Origin of the sequence: Pseudogracilibacillus auburnensis (assembly GCF_003201975.1) — a bacterium.
Classification (GTDB): Bacteria; Bacillota; Bacilli; order Bacillales; family Amphibacillaceae; genus Pseudogracilibacillus; species Pseudogracilibacillus auburnensis.
Genome location: NZ_QJJQ01000027.1, coordinates 15,324 through 33,055 on the forward strand (window position 1 = coordinate 15,324; position 17,732 = coordinate 33,055).

The 17,732-nt window shown below is 36.3% G+C and carries 16 protein-coding genes; 8 read left to right on the top strand and 8 right to left on the bottom strand.

Annotated elements, in window-relative coordinates; translation table 11 throughout:
• The first annotated feature begins 346 nt into the window (after positions 1 to 346).
• The 5 genes from DFR56_RS21880 to DFR56_RS21900 all read left to right on the top strand — a co-directional run bounded on the left by DFR56_RS21880 (position 347) and on the right by DFR56_RS21900 (position 5,726).
• Positions 347 to 985 (top strand): GntR family transcriptional regulator, encoded by a 639-nt coding sequence (locus DFR56_RS21880; RefSeq protein ID WP_110397589.1) that lies wholly within the window; start codon positions 347 to 349, stop codon positions 983 to 985.
• Positions 986 to 1,256: 271 nt separating this feature from the next.
• A complete protein-coding gene (locus DFR56_RS21885) occupies positions 1,257 to 2,402 on the top strand; it encodes a Leu/Phe/Val dehydrogenase (protein ID WP_110397590.1) in 1,146 nt (381 codons plus the stop codon).
• 20 nt (positions 2,403 to 2,422) lie between these two features.
• Complete coding sequence (pdhA, locus tag DFR56_RS21890) at positions 2,423 to 3,484, top strand: pyruvate dehydrogenase (acetyl-transferring) E1 component subunit alpha (protein ID WP_110397591.1); 1,062 nt, start codon at positions 2,423 to 2,425, stop codon at positions 3,482 to 3,484.
• Positions 3,485 to 4,507 carry an alpha-ketoacid dehydrogenase subunit beta gene (locus DFR56_RS21895; protein WP_244916617.1) on the top strand — a complete coding sequence of 341 codons (1,023 nt, stop codon included), beginning with the start codon at positions 3,485 to 3,487 and terminating at the stop codon, positions 4,505 to 4,507. It abuts the gene before it with no gap.
• Positions 4,508 to 4,517: 10 nt separating this feature from the next.
• Positions 4,518 to 5,726: a dihydrolipoamide acetyltransferase family protein gene (locus DFR56_RS21900; RefSeq protein ID WP_211320665.1), complete on the top strand. Its 1,209-nt coding sequence runs from the start codon at positions 4,518 to 4,520 to the stop codon at positions 5,724 to 5,726.
• A 286-nt stretch (positions 5,727 to 6,012) separates the two neighbouring features.
• Here the strand turns inward: DFR56_RS21900 and DFR56_RS21905 are convergent, their stop codons facing one another.
• The 6 genes from DFR56_RS21905 to DFR56_RS21930 all read right to left on the bottom strand — a co-directional run bounded on the left by DFR56_RS21905 (position 6,013) and on the right by DFR56_RS21930 (position 13,190).
• A complete protein-coding gene (locus DFR56_RS21905; protein WP_110397593.1) occupies positions 6,013 to 7,506 on the bottom strand; it encodes an aldehyde dehydrogenase family protein in 1,494 nt (497 codons plus the stop codon).
• 119 nt (positions 7,507 to 7,625) lie between these two features.
• Positions 7,626 to 8,522, bottom strand: coding sequence for a 4-hydroxy-tetrahydrodipicolinate synthase (gene dapA, locus DFR56_RS21910; RefSeq protein WP_110397594.1), 897 nt, complete (start codon positions 8,520 to 8,522; stop codon positions 7,626 to 7,628).
• A 32-nt stretch (positions 8,523 to 8,554) separates the two neighbouring features.
• A complete protein-coding gene (gene nhaC / locus DFR56_RS21915; protein ID WP_110397595.1) occupies positions 8,555 to 9,961 on the bottom strand; it encodes a Na+/H+ antiporter NhaC in 1,407 nt (468 codons plus the stop codon).
• An 87-nt stretch (positions 9,962 to 10,048) separates the two neighbouring features.
• Complete coding sequence (locus DFR56_RS21920) at positions 10,049 to 10,963, bottom strand: proline racemase family protein (RefSeq protein WP_110397596.1); 915 nt, start codon at positions 10,961 to 10,963, stop codon at positions 10,049 to 10,051.
• Complete coding sequence (locus DFR56_RS21925) at positions 10,957 to 12,009, bottom strand: proline racemase family protein (protein WP_110397597.1); 1,053 nt, start codon at positions 12,007 to 12,009, stop codon at positions 10,957 to 10,959. Before DFR56_RS21925 ends, DFR56_RS21920 begins: the two co-directional genes overlap by 7 nt.
• Positions 12,009 to 13,190, bottom strand: coding sequence for an NAD(P)/FAD-dependent oxidoreductase (locus tag DFR56_RS21930; protein ID WP_110397598.1), 1,182 nt, complete (start codon positions 13,188 to 13,190; stop codon positions 12,009 to 12,011). The genes DFR56_RS21925 and DFR56_RS21930 overlap by 1 nt, the downstream gene beginning before the upstream one ends.
• Positions 13,191 to 13,500: 310 nt before the next feature.
• On the opposite strand from DFR56_RS21930, the gene DFR56_RS21935 reads away from it, so the two are divergent.
• From DFR56_RS21935 to DFR56_RS21945, 3 genes are read left to right on the top strand one after another with little or no spacing between them, the layout of a single operon-like run.
• Positions 13,501 to 13,773, top strand: a complete 273-nt coding sequence (locus DFR56_RS21935; protein ID WP_110397599.1) for a (2Fe-2S)-binding protein — start codon at positions 13,501 to 13,503, stop codon at positions 13,771 to 13,773.
• A complete protein-coding gene (locus DFR56_RS21940) occupies positions 13,763 to 14,101 on the top strand; it encodes a (2Fe-2S)-binding protein (protein WP_110397600.1) in 339 nt (112 codons plus the stop codon). The genes DFR56_RS21935 and DFR56_RS21940 overlap by 11 nt, the downstream gene beginning before the upstream one ends.
• Positions 14,094 to 15,320, top strand: a complete 1,227-nt coding sequence (locus DFR56_RS21945) for an NAD(P)/FAD-dependent oxidoreductase (protein ID WP_110397601.1) — start codon at positions 14,094 to 14,096, stop codon at positions 15,318 to 15,320. The genes DFR56_RS21940 and DFR56_RS21945 overlap by 8 nt, the downstream gene beginning before the upstream one ends.
• Before the next feature lie 60 nt (positions 15,321 to 15,380).
• On the opposite strand, the gene DFR56_RS21950 is transcribed toward DFR56_RS21945, so the two are convergent.
• The gene (locus DFR56_RS21950) at positions 15,381 to 16,484 is read right to left on the bottom strand and encodes a M24 family metallopeptidase (RefSeq protein WP_110397602.1); all 1,104 of its coding nucleotides are present in this window, start codon (positions 16,482 to 16,484) and stop codon (positions 15,381 to 15,383) included.
• 54 nt (positions 16,485 to 16,538) lie between these two features.
• On the bottom strand, positions 16,539 to 17,597 hold the full coding sequence (locus DFR56_RS21955) for a M24 family metallopeptidase (RefSeq protein ID WP_110397603.1): 1,059 nt from the start codon (positions 17,595 to 17,597) through the stop codon (positions 16,539 to 16,541).
• Positions 17,598 to 17,732: the final 135 nt, after the last annotated feature.

Genomic DNA, 17,732 nt, shown 5'->3' on the forward strand with positions numbered 1-17,732 from the left:
TTAAGTTAAGTTTGTAATATGTATACAGAAAGTTGGATGTCATATGGCAAAAACTCTTGTACATATTTCATGCGAAAAGGGTTACGGAACGTAAAAAGGATTGTTCCATTTTGTTAGTTTTGTAAAAAATCCTTATTTAAATTTGCTTGTACCTTAGTAAGGGAGAAGATAGAAACATCGATACGAATAGGGTGTAATCGCATCACCAAGAGAGGGAGATGGATTTAATGCTCACGTTAGGGTCATTTTCACACAGGACAATACCTATTATTCGTATCGAATTCTTAACTTTTGTAGTATGATAAAAACAACGATCAATAAAATGGGGTAATGAGGAGGTGCTAAGGTGGGACAAATTATTAAACCTGAATCGCTCCACTTACAGGCGTATAGTATTTTAAAACAATCGATTTTGGACGGGGAGCGTAAACCTTCTGAACGTGTTGTCGAAGCAAAGGTTGCGGGAACTTTAGGGATAAGTAGAGGACCTGTAAGAGAAGCAATTCGGATGCTGATTCAAGATGGTCTTCTTGAATATAATGATGGTTTTGTGAAAGTGTATGAACCGACTGTTAAAGATATCATTGAAATTTTTCAATGTCGTGAAAGCTTGGAAATTCTTGCAATTAAACAGGCGATCGAACATAGTAATGAAACTTTATTAGAGGACTTAAAGAAAAACATTAAGGAAACTGAACAAGCACTAGATAAAGGCGCTCTTCTTAAACAATTTGATCAACAGTTCCATACGATTATTATTAATGCATCAAAAAATAATCATTTAATTCAACTACTTGAAATGATTAAGACAAAAATTCATTATATGCGTAATAATATGATTGATGCTCCATTTTACCCAACGTTACTTGATGAACACGAAAAAATATATCAAAGCATCGTAGGAAAAAATGTGGAAAAAGCAACTGAATTAGTAAGTATTCATATACAAAGAGGGTTAGATGGTGTTTTAGAGCATATAAATTAAAGAAGGAATGTTAAAAATCTTATGCTATATGTTAGCGATAAGATTTTTTTTATTTATTTATGGTTGACAGTTAACCGTCAACCGAATATACTGTTAAGTAAATTGGGAAACATTTGATTAGTTTGTTAATTTCACATACTAATTTCTTACCATTCATCTTCAGCAAACACTCATCTTAAGACTTGCACATACATTCAATTTTTACCACAACTTGAAGGCGCATACAAAACACTTGCAATCTGCAAGTGAAAATAAATATGGGGGAAATAAAATGATGGAACAATTAGAGAAAGTAGTTCAAGAGCAAGAGGATATTTTTCATAAAATCCAACATCATGAGCAAGTAATGTTTTGTAATGATCCGGAGACCGGCTTACGAGCAATCATTGCCATTCATGATACAACCCTTGGTCCCGCACTTGGAGGGACCCGAATGTATCCATATGAATCAGTTGATGATGCACTTGAAGATGTTCTCCGATTATCGGAAGGAATGACTTACAAATGTGCAGCAGCAGATCTTGATTTTGGCGGGGGAAAAGCAGTCATTATTGGGGATCCTGCGAAAGATAAATCGCCAGCACTTTTTCGCGCCTTTGGTCAATATGTTGATTCCTTAAATGGGCGTTTTTTTACAGGAACAGATATGGGAACGACGATGGATGATTTTGTAGAAGCATTAAAAGAAACAGATTATATCAATGGAATCCCTGAAAGTTATGGTGGTGGTGGCGATACATCGATCCCAACTGCCCAAGGTGTCGTTTACGCACTGGAAGCGACAAATCAATTTTTATTCGGACATAAAGAACTTGGTAGTAATACATATGCAATACAAGGACTCGGAAAAGTAGGCTTCAAAGTAGCAGAGCATTTACTTCAAGCAGGAGCAGATTTATTCGTGACTGATATAAACGAAGCGGTCATTCAAAAAATAAAACAAATAGGAGCTGAGCTAAACAGGACGGTTACGGCTGTCACTAGTGCAGATATTTATTCAGTTCCAGCTCATATATTTATTCCTTGTGCGATGGGCGGAATAATCAATGAACAAACAGTTCAGGAGCTCCAGGTTAAAGCAATTGTCGGTTCGGCAAATAATCAATTGGCTTCGGAGAACTTGATCCATGTTCTACAGCAAAAAGGAATTTTATATGCACCTGATTATATCGTCAATGCAGGGGGTTTAATTCAAGTTGCGGATGAATTGTACGGTGCGAACAAAGAACGAGTGTTATTAAAAACAAAAGCAATCTATCACTCACTCCTTGAAATTTATGAAGAAGCAGAACAATTGAATATAACGACGGTAGATGCCGCGTATCGTAAATGTAAAAAAACAATGGAGAAACAAAAACATCGTAATAATTTTTATGCATACGCTCGCCGTCCAAAATGGAATTTTCATGTTCGATAAAAAAGAAAGGGTGAAACAAGATGAAAGAAAAGTATCCTTTATTTGTCGTTGTTGACAGGACGGGGAAACTAGTTTCTGAAAGCTATCAATCTGAAATAACAGAAGAAAAAGTACAAAACTTTTATTATCATATGGTCAGAATTCGAACATTTGACCGAAAGAGTAGAGCGTTACAACGACAAGGGAGAATTGGGACGTATGTGCCATTTGAAGGGCAAGAAGCGGCACAAGTTGGGAGTGCCCTTGCACTGGAAACAGAGGATTGGATGTTTCCGACCTATCGTGATCATGGGGCAACATTAACATTTGGTGCCGATATGGATCGACTCCTTTTATATTGGAATGGTAGATTAGAAGGATGTGTGCCATCCTATACAAAAAATATCTTTCCAATCGCCATTCCGATTGCAACTCAATTACCGAATGCAACGGGTGCTGCTATGGCGGAAGCTTATAAGGGAACGAAAAATGTTTCAATTGCTTATTTTGGTGATGGTGCAACTTCAGAAGGTGACTTTCATGAAGGAATTAATATTGCGAGTGTGTTTAAAGCACCTGTCGTCTTTTTTAACCAAAATAATGGCTACGCAATTTCAGTTCCAATTGAAAAACAAATGAACTCTAAAACAATTGCTCAAAAAGCGCAAGGCTATGGAATTCCGGGAATCCGGGTCGATGGAATGGATGTGTTTGCTGTTCATCTTGCTGTCAAAGAAGCATGTGATCGGGCGCGACGCGGGGAAGGGCCAACATTAATTGAAGCAGTAACATGGCGTTTTGGACCACATACGACTGCAGATGACCCGACAAAATATCGTGACCAAGAAAAAACAGAGCAGATGCGAGAAGCACGTGATCCAATTACAAGGTTAGAACGATTAATGAAAAAGTACGGATTTTGGAATGAAACATGGATCAAACAAATTGAAACAGAAATTGAAAATGAATTAAATGAAGCAATTGAACGTATGGAAACGTTTCAACAACCTGATCCGGCTCATATGTTTGATTATGTTTTTGAACAACCGACTTGGACAATTCAAGAACAGAAAGAAGCACTCTTAGGAAGGGGAGGAGCTTAAATGGTCATGATCGATAACAGGCAACAATACCGTAAACAAACAGAGCAAAAATCATTTACACTTATTCAAGCAATTACGAACGGTTTAGAAACGATGCTTGAAGCTGATGACAACGTATTATTACTTGGTGAAGATATAGGGGTAAATGGTGGTGTGTTTCGAGCAACAGATGGACTGCTTGAAAAGTTTGGTGAGAAGCGGGTAGTTGATACACCACTTAGTGAAGCAGGTTTTGTCGGAACGGCGGTCGGGATGGCTGTGAACGGCCTGAAACCTGTTGTTGAAATTCAATTTTTAGGTTTTATTTATCCAGCATTTGAGCAAATTGCAACACATGTTACGAGAACTCGTGCACGGACGATGGGACATTTTAATTTACCGATGGTTATTCGCGCACCATATGGAGCTGGAGTGCGATCACCAGAAATTCATTCCGATAGTATCGAGGCATTTTTTACCCATATGCCTGGAATTAAAGTGGTGTGCCCATCCAATGCGTACGACGCAAAAGGATTGTTAATCACTTCCATTGAAGATCCAGATCCTGTTTTATTTTTAGAACCGATGCGTTTATATCGTGGAGAACGTAACGATGTTCCACTTGATAAATATACGATCGAACTTGGGAAAGGAAGATACGTGGAAAGAGGCGATGATGTAACAGTGCTCGCTTGGGGAGCAATGATGCCAATTGTGGAGAAGGCTGTTGCCGAAATGAAAGCGAAGCAACTAACGTGTGATGTCATTGACCTACGCACATTATATCCACTCGATAAAGAGATTATTGCAGAATCTGTTCAAAAAACGGGGCGGGCTGTCGTCGTTCATGAAGCACAAGCGACAGGCGGAGTCGGCAGTGAAGTCAGTTCGATCATTAATGATACGTCATTTTTATATTTAAAAGCGCCAATTGAAAGGGTTACTGGATTCGATGTTCCCGTCCCATTATTTTCAATTGAAAATGACTATTTGCCAACATCAGAACGAGTAAAAAGAGCAATAGAAAAAGTAGTGTCATTTTAGGGGGGGATTGATAGTGGAGGTAAAATTTCATGACATTGGGGAAGGAATGACAGAGGGAGAAATTTTAAATTACTTTGTAAAGATTGGTGATGAAGTTTCGGTTGATCAACCATTAGTTGAAATGCAAACAGATAAGATGGTTGCCGAAATTCCGTCCCCTGTCGCGGGAAAAGTGACTGCCATTCATTTTGAAACGGGTGAAACAATAACAGTAGGAACAACGATAATTGAAATCAGCGATGGAGAAAGTAAGCCTGAAAGTAAGCCTGAAAAGAAAGCTGTGAAAACAAATAGTGTAACAGAAACAACGAGCAATGTGTTCGTACCAACAAAGCGGATCAATCATGTAAAGGCTGCACCATTCACACGAAAAATTGCTCGAGAACTAGAGGTAGACATTGAACAAATTGTTGGAACAGGACCTAACGGACGTGTGACCGAAGAAGATGTATATCATTTTAGTAAAGGTTCTAATGCAAGCTCTACTATACAAGAGAAACTACCGGCTGAGAAGAAACAAGAAACAGAACCGGATTTAATTCCTTTTAAAGGAATCCGTAAACAAATAGCAAATAATTTAAGTTTCTCAGTTCGAACAATTCCACATGTGACCCATTTTGAAGAAATAGACGTAACGAAACTTTCCCAATATCGGAAAGAGCTAAAAGGGTTAGGAGAAAATATTTCAATCGTCGCTTTTTTCTTAAAAGCGCTCGCAATCTCATTAGGCGAACACCCAATATTCAACGCTGAATTGGACGAAGAAAAATCAGTAATTCGCCAACATAAAATAGCCAATATTGGTCTTGCCACCGATACAAAATCAGGTTTATTAGTACCAGTTTTAAATAATGTGAACGGCAAATCATTACGCACTATACATGCAGAAATGAAACAACTGACTGAAAAAGCACAAGTCGGAAAACTGTCAGCACAAGAAATGCAAAACGGAACTTTTACCATCAGTAATGTCGGCCCACTAGGTGGTGTTGCAGCTACACCTATTATCAATCATCCCCAAACCGCGATTATGGCATTTCACAAAACAAAAAGAATTCCAGTTGTCATGGAAAAGGATGAAATCGTGATTCGGGACATGATGAATATATCGCTCTCATTTGATCATCGTATAGCAGATGGAGCTGATTCGGTCCGGTTTACGAATCGATTTGTCGAACTGATTGAAGATCCGAAAAAACTGATAATGGAGCTTATTTAATCAAATGGAAATCATGTATAACTAAATACTTCAACTATCTTTTCTAAGAGAAAATTTCATAAAAGGCGGAAAGATCAAAGCAAGAGAAAAGCTTGTATGTTTCGTTACAAGCTTTTCTTTTACTCTGTGGAGCATCAGTCAAAATTGAATGATTACCTTTCGCTTTGCTTCTGGTAAAGTCATCATCACTTACAGTACTGCCTTATTCCCCAAATTAATTTTGTAGTTTTATTAATTTCAACTTTATGAAAATAAGTAGTTACTTCTGTACTTTCTGCAATCAGTATTATTGTTCTATGTTAACAAAAACACTTTTTACTTCTGTATAATTAGCTAATCCGTAATCACCGCCCATTTCACGGCCAATCCCAGATTGCTTATAGCCTCCGAATGGCATTGTTTCCCACTCTAATCCGAAATCATTCAACCATACTGTACCAGCTCTCAATTTGCTTGCAATGTAATGCCCTTTTTTAATATCACTGGTCCAAACACTAGAAGCTAACCCATATTCACTATCGTTTGCACGTATAATCACTTCTTCAACTGTGTCAAAGACAAAAATGGACATAACAGGACCGAAAATTTCCTCACGTGCTATTGTCATATGGTCTTCAACGTCAGCAAAAATAGTAGGCTGTACAAAATAACCTGTTTGACCCACTTTTTCTCCGCCAGCTACAAGTCTTGCCCCTTCATCTTTTCCTTTTTCAATATAGTTTAATACTGTTTGTAGTTGTTTTGCTGATACTAACGGTCCCATTTCTGTATTTGGATCCATACCAGATCCAACCTTTAAAGCGTTCGCTCTTTCAGCTATTTTTGTAACGAAGTGATCATAAAGACTGCGATGAACGAAAACTCGTGTACAAGCACTACAGTTTTGCCCATGATTGTACATTGTTCCATCAAATGTTCCTTGAATAGCTTCATCAATATCAGCATCTTCTAGAACGATTGCGGGAGATTTACCCCCTAATTCAAGCGTTATTCCTTTTATTTGGTCAGCCGCTTTTCTCATAACTTCTTTACCCACTACAGTTGAACCTGTAAATGCAACTTTATCTACATCGTTATGTGTTATTAATGCGTTTCCAGCTACGGAACCTGCTCCAGGTACAACATTTACAACTCCATCAGGGAATCCTGCTTCTTTGAAAAATTTTGCTGCATAAAGCAATGATAATGGAGTTTCACTTGCGGGTTTTATAACAACTGTACATCCAACTGCCAATGCAGATCCTAGTTTCCATGCAGCCATTGCTAATGGGAAATTCCATGGGATAATTTGACCAACTACACCTACTGGCTCATGTACAATGTAATTTAAGTATTCTGGAGAAACTTGAACTGTTTTTCCAGTTATTTTTGTTGCCCATCCAGCATAATATCTAAAATGTTGTACAGTGCCATCCACATCATCGGCTAAAGCAATATGGTATGGCTTTCCATTGTCAAGTGCTTCAAGCTGAGCCAACTCTTCACGATTTTCTTCTAATAAATCAGCAAATTTATAAATAAGATGAGAACGTTCGGCTGCTGGCATTTTTGTCCATTCGCCTTCATCAAATGCTCTTCTGGCTGCAGCTACGGCAATGTCAATATCTTTTGGGTGTGCTTCACTTACTTCTGCGATCACCTTTTCTGTTGCAGGATCAAGTACGGTAAATGTTTCGCCACTCACTGCTGGTATGTACTCTCCATTAATATAAAGCCCTTTTACACCATCTTCTAAAAACTGCTTTACTTTTGGTTTTAAATCGTACTGAAGTGTCGTCATTATATAATCCCTCTTTTATAAAAATTTACTTTACGGTATGTATTCATTCTCCCCCCAAAGACAGGGGGGAGAATGATACAAATGTGTTTTAAATGAAGTAAGTTAAAAATGGCCTATGATTAAACTGTTTGCAGTGCACCAACGTTTTTCATAAGTTTCTTTAGTGTTGCATCTTCTTCTTCGGTTAATGGTAAACGTGGTAACCTACATGGACCTCCTGCTAAACCTTTTAGTTCCATCGCTCTGTTTGTAATTTGGACATATTTCCCTGATCCTTCAAGGAAATTACAGAGCGGGAGTAATTTATCATAAAGTGCCCAAGCTTCTTCCATTTCGTTGTTTTTAACATGATTATACATATCTGTAACTAACTTTGGCGCAATATTACCGGATACAGAAATCCATCCTGTTGCACCGACAAGGAGAGATTCGATTGCTAAATCTTCAGATCCGCAAAAGACTTCAATAGATCCTTTTCCTTGACGGGCAATATCTCTTGCCTTACCAATTTCCCCACTAGATTCTTTTATGTGTGTAATATTTTCTACGTCACGAGCTACTTTTAAAATTGTTTCCGTACTAATATTTACACCCGTTGTAAATGGGTTGTTGTAAATCATGACTGGGAATGAAACAGAGTTAGCAACTGCTTTAAAATGCTCATACACTTCATTATCATTAGGATGGGCATAATAAGAATTAATGAGTAAAGAAGCGTCTGCTCCAGCACTTTCTGCTTGTTTTGTATATTCGATTGCGTCTTCTGTCGTTTCTGCTGCCGTCCCAACTACAAGTGGGATTCTACCATTCACTTGTTTTACTGCAATCTCTACTGCTTTAAATCTTTCTTCTTTCGTCATACTTACAAATTCACCTGTACTACCATTGATTGCTATACCAGCAACTCCTTCGTCAATGAAGTATTCGATATTATTTTTAAAACCTTCCCAATCAATTTCCTCTTGATTTAACATGGGTGTAACTAATACTGGAAATACTCCTTCAAGTTTGACCATTATAATTCCTCCCTATAATATATAAGTTAACCCTATACTGCTTTTTCTGAACTAGCATCTTGAGGGTCTACTTTCCAAATAAATTTATCACTAAATCCATAAATTAATGAAATAATAATTACTAAAAAGTTAAACCATAAAAATGGTAAATAATTCAAAGTCGCAACACCTAATGCAGAAGCCATAAATACTCCACCATCTGACCATGGAACCATCGGTGTAGTAACTGTTCCCCCAGCTTCTGTATTTCTCGACAGCACTCGACGATCGATATGAAGTCGGTCGTAGTTTTCACCCGTGATTTTACTAGCTGTAATAAGGGATACGTATGCTGCTCCACCAAAGAAATTTCCAAAGAATCCACCCAGAAGGGTAGAGGCAGTTAATTTACCAGCATTTGTTGCCCATTTAGCAAGATAATCACCAATTGCCCGGAGAATACCAATCTTCTCCATTAAGCCACCAACTCCAAGTGCAAAAATAATTAAAACAATGACATCTAACATAAAGACAATTCCGCCACGGTTTAATAGATTATCAATAAATTCAACACCTGAATCAATCGATGTTCCCGCATATAAAATGTTAATTGAATCTAAGATTGGGTATCCTTGAAATAAGAAAGCCCAAATAGATCCAAGTAGGGCACCGAATAAGATAACAGGAATGGACGGCATTTTCATCGCTAGTAACACGATAACAACGACGGCAGGGATAATCATATACCAACCGATATTAAAGTGCTCTTCAAGTGAAGACATTGTAGATGTTACACTAGAAAGATCTCCATCACCTTGATAGAAAATTCCTGTTATTGTAAATGCAATTCCCGCAATTATCCATGCCGGGAAACTAACCGTTAACATCGATTTGATATGTTCTATAAGATCAACTTTGGAAAGCGAAGCAGTCATCACAGTTGTATCTGAAAGTGGAGATAATTTATCACCAACATAACATCCTGAAATAACTGCACCTGCAACGAGTGGAAGTGGAAAACCAAAACTTGCACCTATTCCCATCATTGCAATTCCCGCTGTACCAGCAGAACCAAAAGATGTTCCTGTAGCCAAAGATGTTACTGTACAAATAATAAAGGCGGTTAATAAAAATACACTAGGTGAAATAACGGAAAGACCATAGTAAATAATTGATGGAACTATCCCACCGGCAATCCAAGTACCGATTAACGCCCCAACGGAAATTAGAATTAACACAGCTTCTAAACCGTCAAAAATACCATTTAAAATACCTTGCTGCATTTCCCGATATTTATAACCTATTTTTAGACCAACTACCATAATTAAAAACCATGTTGTAAGCAATGCTAATTGAATAGAGATTTCAAATTTCACAATGAAAAAAAACATCACAACAATAAAACCAACTAATACAAATAAAATTTCAATTGCATTAGGTAACCTTTTTTGATCTTCCATGATACTCCCCCCGAAAATTTAATATTTTAATAAAAATATTCGTGATGTTTATGTCATGGTGTACTTGTTTTCTATTCGCAGCTTCTATTATTTTAAAAGAAAGCCATTTTTTAGCGGGTCATCATTGTCTAAAATAAATTGATGGCTTCCAGTTACAAATGGTCTAAGTCGCAAAATATATTTACCTTCACTTCCTGTTACTTTCGTTGCAGTTAGCCTACTTTTAAAAATAGTTTCATTCTGAATGTTTGTTGATGCATCTTTGACAACGGAAGTAAATATCGCTACTGTACTGTCAATTCCAGGTGTTCGTTTAATATAACCATCTTTTTCAAATGTGACTGTTTTAAAATGTTGTAAAGAAGATGCCTGTTTCTTGGTAAGAATCACACCTTCATAACAAACACTTTGCTCATTTAATTGAGATGTTTTTTCGATACCCCAAGTAGTAATCGCTTCCAAATTTATTATGTCAATTGATTTAATGAAGTTTGGTAATTCATATACTAAATAGTTTCGGTCATTGTCTATACTCACTTTTCTAAATTCATCACTTAATTCCATTATATGAGCATGCTTGTTTTCTATTTGAATGTTGATTACCTCTCCATTAACAATGTTTGCCTCTATGTTGTAAATTCCTTTATTCGTCTCGATTTGATAAATATCGTCCTTCGTTCTTTGGAGATTTCCTGTTTCTAAAAGTGCCGTAAGACTAGCCGCCAACCCTTCGTACTTAAAAGTGGCTACATTTTCATGATTGAAAAATAATAGCTGATAATTTGCAGTTTTAGAAGGTAAAATAAGACAACCATTTATTCCCCGATGACCTCTAGGTTCATTTAATAATAACTTTTTTTCAGTTGAAAAATTATTTTGTAACACTTGATTATTAACGTGAACATCCCCATTGGACAATAGGATAGGTGATTGAACAACAATTCTATATGCTTCTCCTAAGACGTGTACATCAATTGATGAAAACATTTTATTAATCAACATATTGTATCCTCCTTTTTTTGTTCGTGTTCCATTGGAGGAATAAGTAAAAAGCCTTCTTTAAGTGGATCATCTTCATTGTAAAAAAAGCGATGCATCCCCATTACCCATGCTGACCCTGTCACTTCCGAAATAACAGCTGAATGATTTTTAACAAGTGTTTCATCGAGCACTTGTGCCTTGAATAGTGTTCCAACAATACTTTCGTGGACAAACCGTTCCTCTAGAGCAATTTCTCCTTTGTTATACATTGTCGCTAATTTAGCGCTAGTTCCAGTGCCACATGGTGATCGGTCAATACCGCCAGGGGGTACAATTACTGTGTTTTTTACATCTGCATCTGGATGCGTTGGGTCTGTAAAAAACTCTATATGAGTAAGTCCGTTAATAAACGGAAATTCAGGATGAACGACTTCTTCTTGTTTGTTTATTGCATTTCGAATGGTAATTGCTTTATTGATGATCTCAGTAGCGTTTTCTTCATGTAATTCGATATTTAATTTACGTGCGTCAATGATTCCATAAAAGTTCCCACCATATGCAATATCACAATCTACAGTTCCTATTTCTTCTATATCAATGGTGATTGACTTTAATAAGAAAGCAGGTACATTTACGAATGTCACTTCTTCCGCTTTTCCATTTGTCATTTTTATCTTCACATCAACAATTCCAGCTGGAGTATCTAATTTGATAGAAGTGTATGGTGTGTTTGGGTCATATTCGATTAGACCAGCTTCTATTAGTGCTGTACAGCATCCGATCGTATCATGCCCACACATTGGTAAATAACCACCAGTTTCAATATAGATAACACCAACATCTGCATCAGGATGGCAAGGATCTGTTATTAAAGCACCTGACATAACGTCATGGCCACGCGGTTCATTCATTAAAAATTTTCGGATCCAATCGTAATTCTCTTGCATGTACAACATCTTTTCAGACATTGTATTTCCTTTTAATGGTGGTAGACCGCTTATTAAAGTTCTTGTTGGATTTCCGCCTGTATGTGTATCAATTGTTGTAAATACTTTTTGGAAATTCACTATTGTGTCACCCTTTCCTTAAAACGGTCGATACTTAATGGTTCAATAGGAATACTAGTTTCCTTTTCATTTAGCATTTCTTCGATTACTTTGCCTGTAATCATTGCTAGACTAATTCCATCACCTTCATGTCCAGCTGCAACATAAAATCCTGGTACATGTTTGACTTCTGATATAATAGGTAAATGATCTTCTGTCCAAGGTCTAAGGCCGGCGTACGTTCGAATAACTGTCATGTCAGCAATTTTGGGGTAAAATCGAATAGCTCGTTGTGCAATATATTTTGTTACTTCATGGTTTACTTTCGTGTTGAAACCAACAAACTCACGGCTACTTCCAATCAAAAAGTTTTGTGCTTCAGTTGGTTCAAACACGAGTGCAACACCGTATTCTTCCATTACTTTATCTACTTTTCTCTCCCCACCAAACTTAGATATTAAATAACCAAATTCCATTACCTTTCGAAGTCCGACTGGTTGTTGTCTAGAAGCAACAATCAATTGACCTTTTCTTGGAGTGATAGGTATCTTTACACTCAACATTTCACCGATTTTAGGCGCCCATACTCCGCAAGCATTAACCACTTTATTAGCTGTATATGTCCCGTTATTTGTGTCTATCACGAAACTTCCATCGTCCATTTTAGTTATGTTTCTTACTTCCGTATTTGTATGAATTTTTACACCTTGTTTTTTTGCACTATAGAACATCGAGTAAGTAAGCATATAAGGATTCACTGTCGAATCCGTTTTACACTCTAGCCCACCATACAAATCGTCTGCAAAATAATTTGATTCATTTTTTAGATCTTCTTTATCTAACATTTTAAAATCTAATCCAGCCGCCTGTTGTTGTTCAACCCATTTTTTTGCAGCTTCCATTTCCTCATCATTTTCACAAACTAAAATACTTCCGGGATTTCGATATTCAAATGGTATTTCTAATTCTTTACTTAATTCATGCACTAATTTCTGACTTTCTAATGACATTTGACTGTCAAACCCAGGGTCTTTATCAATAGCTAGAATATTTCCATCACATCTAGATGAGGTTCCACTTGCTAATTCGCCTTTTTCTAAAACGGTAATGTCTAGTCCGAATTTTGATCCATAATATGAAATAGCTGCTCCAATAATTCCACCACCAATAACAACAATATCTCGGTGTTGAGTGATTCCCATTTTTATCCTCCTTTCATTTGTTATTGCTATATTTTAATGCAAGTTGTATGCCAATATTTAATATGTGTTAATAAGAAAGAAAAACGTCAAAAAAGTTAAAAGTTGGTGTGTAATAATTTTTACAGTTTTTTTGATGTTTTAAAAAATTGGACAGTACCATTGAAGGTGAATATGAGAATAGTTATAGAGTTGTCTAAAAAAATTAGTTGACCCCATAAATAACGATAACGTCCTATCTTTAAAAAATTGGCTAGAATATTGCATATAACTAGATAAGTAGTATTACTTAAATTATTTAGAGGTGGTAAAAATGGATTGTTCAATGATTGTATGCAGATGTGAAGAAGTTACTTATGATGATTTAGTAAAAACCGCGAATAAATATAAATGTTCTTCCCGTGAATTAAAACTCCGTACTCGAGCAGGAATGGGGTATTGTGGAGGGAGGACTTGTAGAAGTATGATTGAGAGTATTGTAGATAAAGAAAATGAGAAAAAGGACGAACATGTTCCTTTAAAATATCAGGCACCAATCCGGCCAATTCATTTTGGAAAATTAGGGGGTATGAATAATGACGAATAGAATTATAGATCATCCTATTTTAGGAAAATTAGATCAGAGTGAATCTGTTTCTTTTACTTTTAACGATAAGCAATATACAGGATTAAAAAATGAGTCTATTGCCTCTGCATTATTAGCTAATGGAATTCGTGTTTTACGAAAACATGAAGAAAGTGGTTCTACGCGTGGAATTTACTGCAATATTGGTCATTGTTATGAATGTCGGGTTACTGTTAATGGGGAACAAGGAATACGAGCTTGCTTAACTCCTTTACGAGAAAACATGGTTATTATTAGTGGGGAAAAACTATTAACCTCTGTTAAAGATTGGAGGCTAGACAATGAATAAAATAATTATTATTGGAGCAGGTCCAGCTGGATTGTCTGCTGCGATTACTATTGCTCAAAACGGGGAGGAAGTGCTTGTTCTTGATGAATATATGTTAGCAGGAGGAAGATTACTAGGTCAGCTGTATGAGGAACCGACTGGAAATTGGTGGAATGGAATAACTGAATCGGAAAATCTTTATGAAAAAGCTATCCAACTTGGCGTTGATATCCAATTGAATACGTCTGTTTACGATATGGAAAAGCAGAATAATCAATGGATCATCTATACTGATAACGGGACATATTTTACAAAAAATGTATTATTAGCAACAGGTGCCGCGGAACAACCATTCGCAATTCCAGGTTGGACTTTACCGGGTGTTATGTCTGTCGGTGCAGCACAAGTTATGACGAATGTTCATCGAGTAAAGCCAGGAAAGCGTGGCATAATTGTTGGTGTGAATGTGTTGTCATCGGCAATTGCAATGGAATTACAACTTGCTGGTATCCATGTAAAATGTATTACACTTCCTAAAAAGACAAAACTAGCGAAAGAATCTGGCGACCCGTTGGAGGTTATGAATTCCTTGCTCCATGTTTCTCATATGGCACCTTCAAAATTTGTCCAGTTGGGGAGTAAATTGATGAAGAATGATCTTATGAAAAAAATGGGCATCTCTTTTTATCCGAAAAATGGTATTAAAATGTGGGACATCCCAATAATGTTACGTAAGGCAGTCATTGAAATTTATGGAGATAAAGTAGTAGAAGGAGTGAAAATTGCTACGATCACTCCTGATGGAGAAGTTGTTAAAGGAACAGAAGAAAATATTAGCGCTGATTTTGTCTGTATTACAGGTGGACTTTATCCATTAGCAGAATTGGCGGCTATTGCAGGGTGTCCATTTTATCATATTGAAGAACTGGGCGGACATGTACCTCTTCATAACGAAAAAATGGAGACGACAATTGAAGGGCTTTATGTTGCTGGGAATATAACAGGTATTGAAGGAGCCAAAGTTGCGATGAGTCAGGGAGTTGTCGCTGGGTTTTCTATTTTAAATCATATCCAAGATGGTAAGTTTAATAATGATATAGAAAAATCGATTAAAGAAATAGAACAAACAAGAAATAGTGCCTATATTCAATTCCATCCAAATGTAGAAGAGGGTAAACATAAGTTAAAAAAACATTGGGAAAATTATATTGGAAAAGAATTGTGTAAAATGGTTAAGTAACGTTCGGTTATAAAGTCAAAAACATCCCGTCCATGTATGAAATGGGCGGGATGTTTCAAATTAAATGATTTGTAATTGTTTTGGAAAGGTACTTAATACTTCAACTTCCCCTTGCTCATTGATGTATACAGTATCCTCAATGCGTATACCAATATCATTTGGAATATAAATACCCGGTTCAATCGTAAAAACGATTCCTTCTGTAGCTAATGTGTCATTTTTTCCATGGACACTTGGTTCCTCATGTACTTCAATTCCTAATCCATGACCAATTCGATTATTAAAATATGTGCCATACCCTTGTTCCTCAATTACATTTCTTGCAGCAAGATCAAATGTCTTTAAGGGAACTCCTGCTTTTACTGCATCTATACCAGCTTCATTTGCTTGAAGGACAATATCATACAGTTCTTTTTGTCGTTCAGAGAAACTATTAATGGCAAACGTTCTTGTGATGTCAGAGCAATAACCATCTTTTAAAACACCAAAATCGATTAATAAGAAGTCCCCATTTTGAATTTTTCGATCACCCGGGGTCCCGTGTGGAAGGGCAGCTTTTTCACCAGATAAGACAATCGTTGAAAAAGAGGGGGCATCGGCTCCACATTTTCTCATTAAAAATTCCAGTTCAGCAACTAACTCTACTTCTGTCATGCCAACCTTTACTTTATTTATACCTTTAGCAAGTACTTCTTCTATTATTTTTAAAGCGTTAGTAAGTGCAGCAATTTCTACTTTTGACTTTTTCATTCTTTGTGTATTAATAAAAGGCTGAATGTCTGTCAACTCGAGACTTGGAAAGTAAAATTTAAGATCTATATATTGATTATAACTAATAGCTTTTCCTTCTATACCTAAACGAATGGTAAGATCACCTATCGTTTTCTTTACAATTTCAAATGGAACTTCTATATCAGAAATCGGAATAATTGTGCTAATATCGGCCGCTTTCTCAGCTGCTTCTTTATCAAGTGCAGGAACAAACAAAAATTCTTCATTCGTTTGTACATTTATGAATAAGGCCATAAACCTTTCATGAGGATCCGAATTAAATCCAGTATAATAAAACACGTTAGTAGGATTTGAAATCATTGCACAACATATATTCTCCTCTTTTAAATGTTCAATTAATGCAGTTCTTCTTATAGAATAAATGGTATTCAATGGATTAACCTCCAAATTATTTAGTAAATTTTATAAATGCCGAATAAACAATTATTATAAGAAGATTAATTCTTTTGGTGAAGTAGTAAGGATTTCACAAGCAGTTTCCGTTACAAGTACATCATCTTCAATACGAACTCCACCTAAATTTGGAATATATATACCGGGTTCTATTGTCATTACCATACCTGTTTCTAGAACATCTTTTGATTTTTGACTAAAGTAAGGTCCCTCATGTATTTCAAGTCCAAAACTATGCCCAGTCCCATGACCGAAATTTTCGCCATATCCTTTACTAGAAATAAAATCCCGAACTACCGTATCTATATATTTACATTGTACACCGCTCTTAACAGCACTTATCCCTAATTCAAGTGCTCTTTTAACGATTTCATAAATATCTTTTAGTTGTTGGTCTGGCTCACCAACAGCAACTGTTCTCGTCATGTCTGAACAGTACCCTTCGTATAAAGCGCCAAAATCAAGTGTAACCATATCACCAGTTTCAATTATTTTATTACTAGCAACCCCATGGGGCAAAGCAGAACGATCCCCTGAAGCGATGATAAGATCAAAGCTGGAAGAAGTTGCTCCTGCATCACGCATATACATTTCTAGTTTGTTATTAATGTCCATTTCTGTTACACCAGGACGAATATCATTCAATATTTTTGTAAAGGCTTTATCTGCAATTGATGCAGCAGTTTTAATCTTTGCTATTTCATCGTCTGTTTTCACTTTACGTAAATCTTCAACGGGACTAGATATTGGAATGAGAGAAGCATTAAGTTCTTTTTCTAATTGTCTGTATTGATTAAAGGTTACATGCTCTTCTTCAAATCCGACCGTCTTTATTCCCATAGTTTGGACTAAATTTGCAATCTCCTTTGTCGTATTTCTATTTTCAATTATATCAAAATGTTGTGCTTGGTTTGCTGCTTGTTCCGTATATCTAAAATCGGTAATAAATTTTGCCTGATCTTTTGAAATGAATGCTACACCAAATGTGCCCGTAAAACCCGTTAAATAACGACGATTAAAGGGGCTTTCAACGACTATTGCATCTATGTTGTATTTTTCTAAATTTGCTTGTATTTTTTCTAAAGTATTCATTTTGTTACCTCCAATTATATTGACATTGCTTTTAATATTTGATGGTTTGTCAAATTAAGTGCAACAGTTCTTTCTGAAACACTTCGTGTGTAGTTTTCCAATTTAAACATTTTCTTGGCCTATTGTTGATTAGTG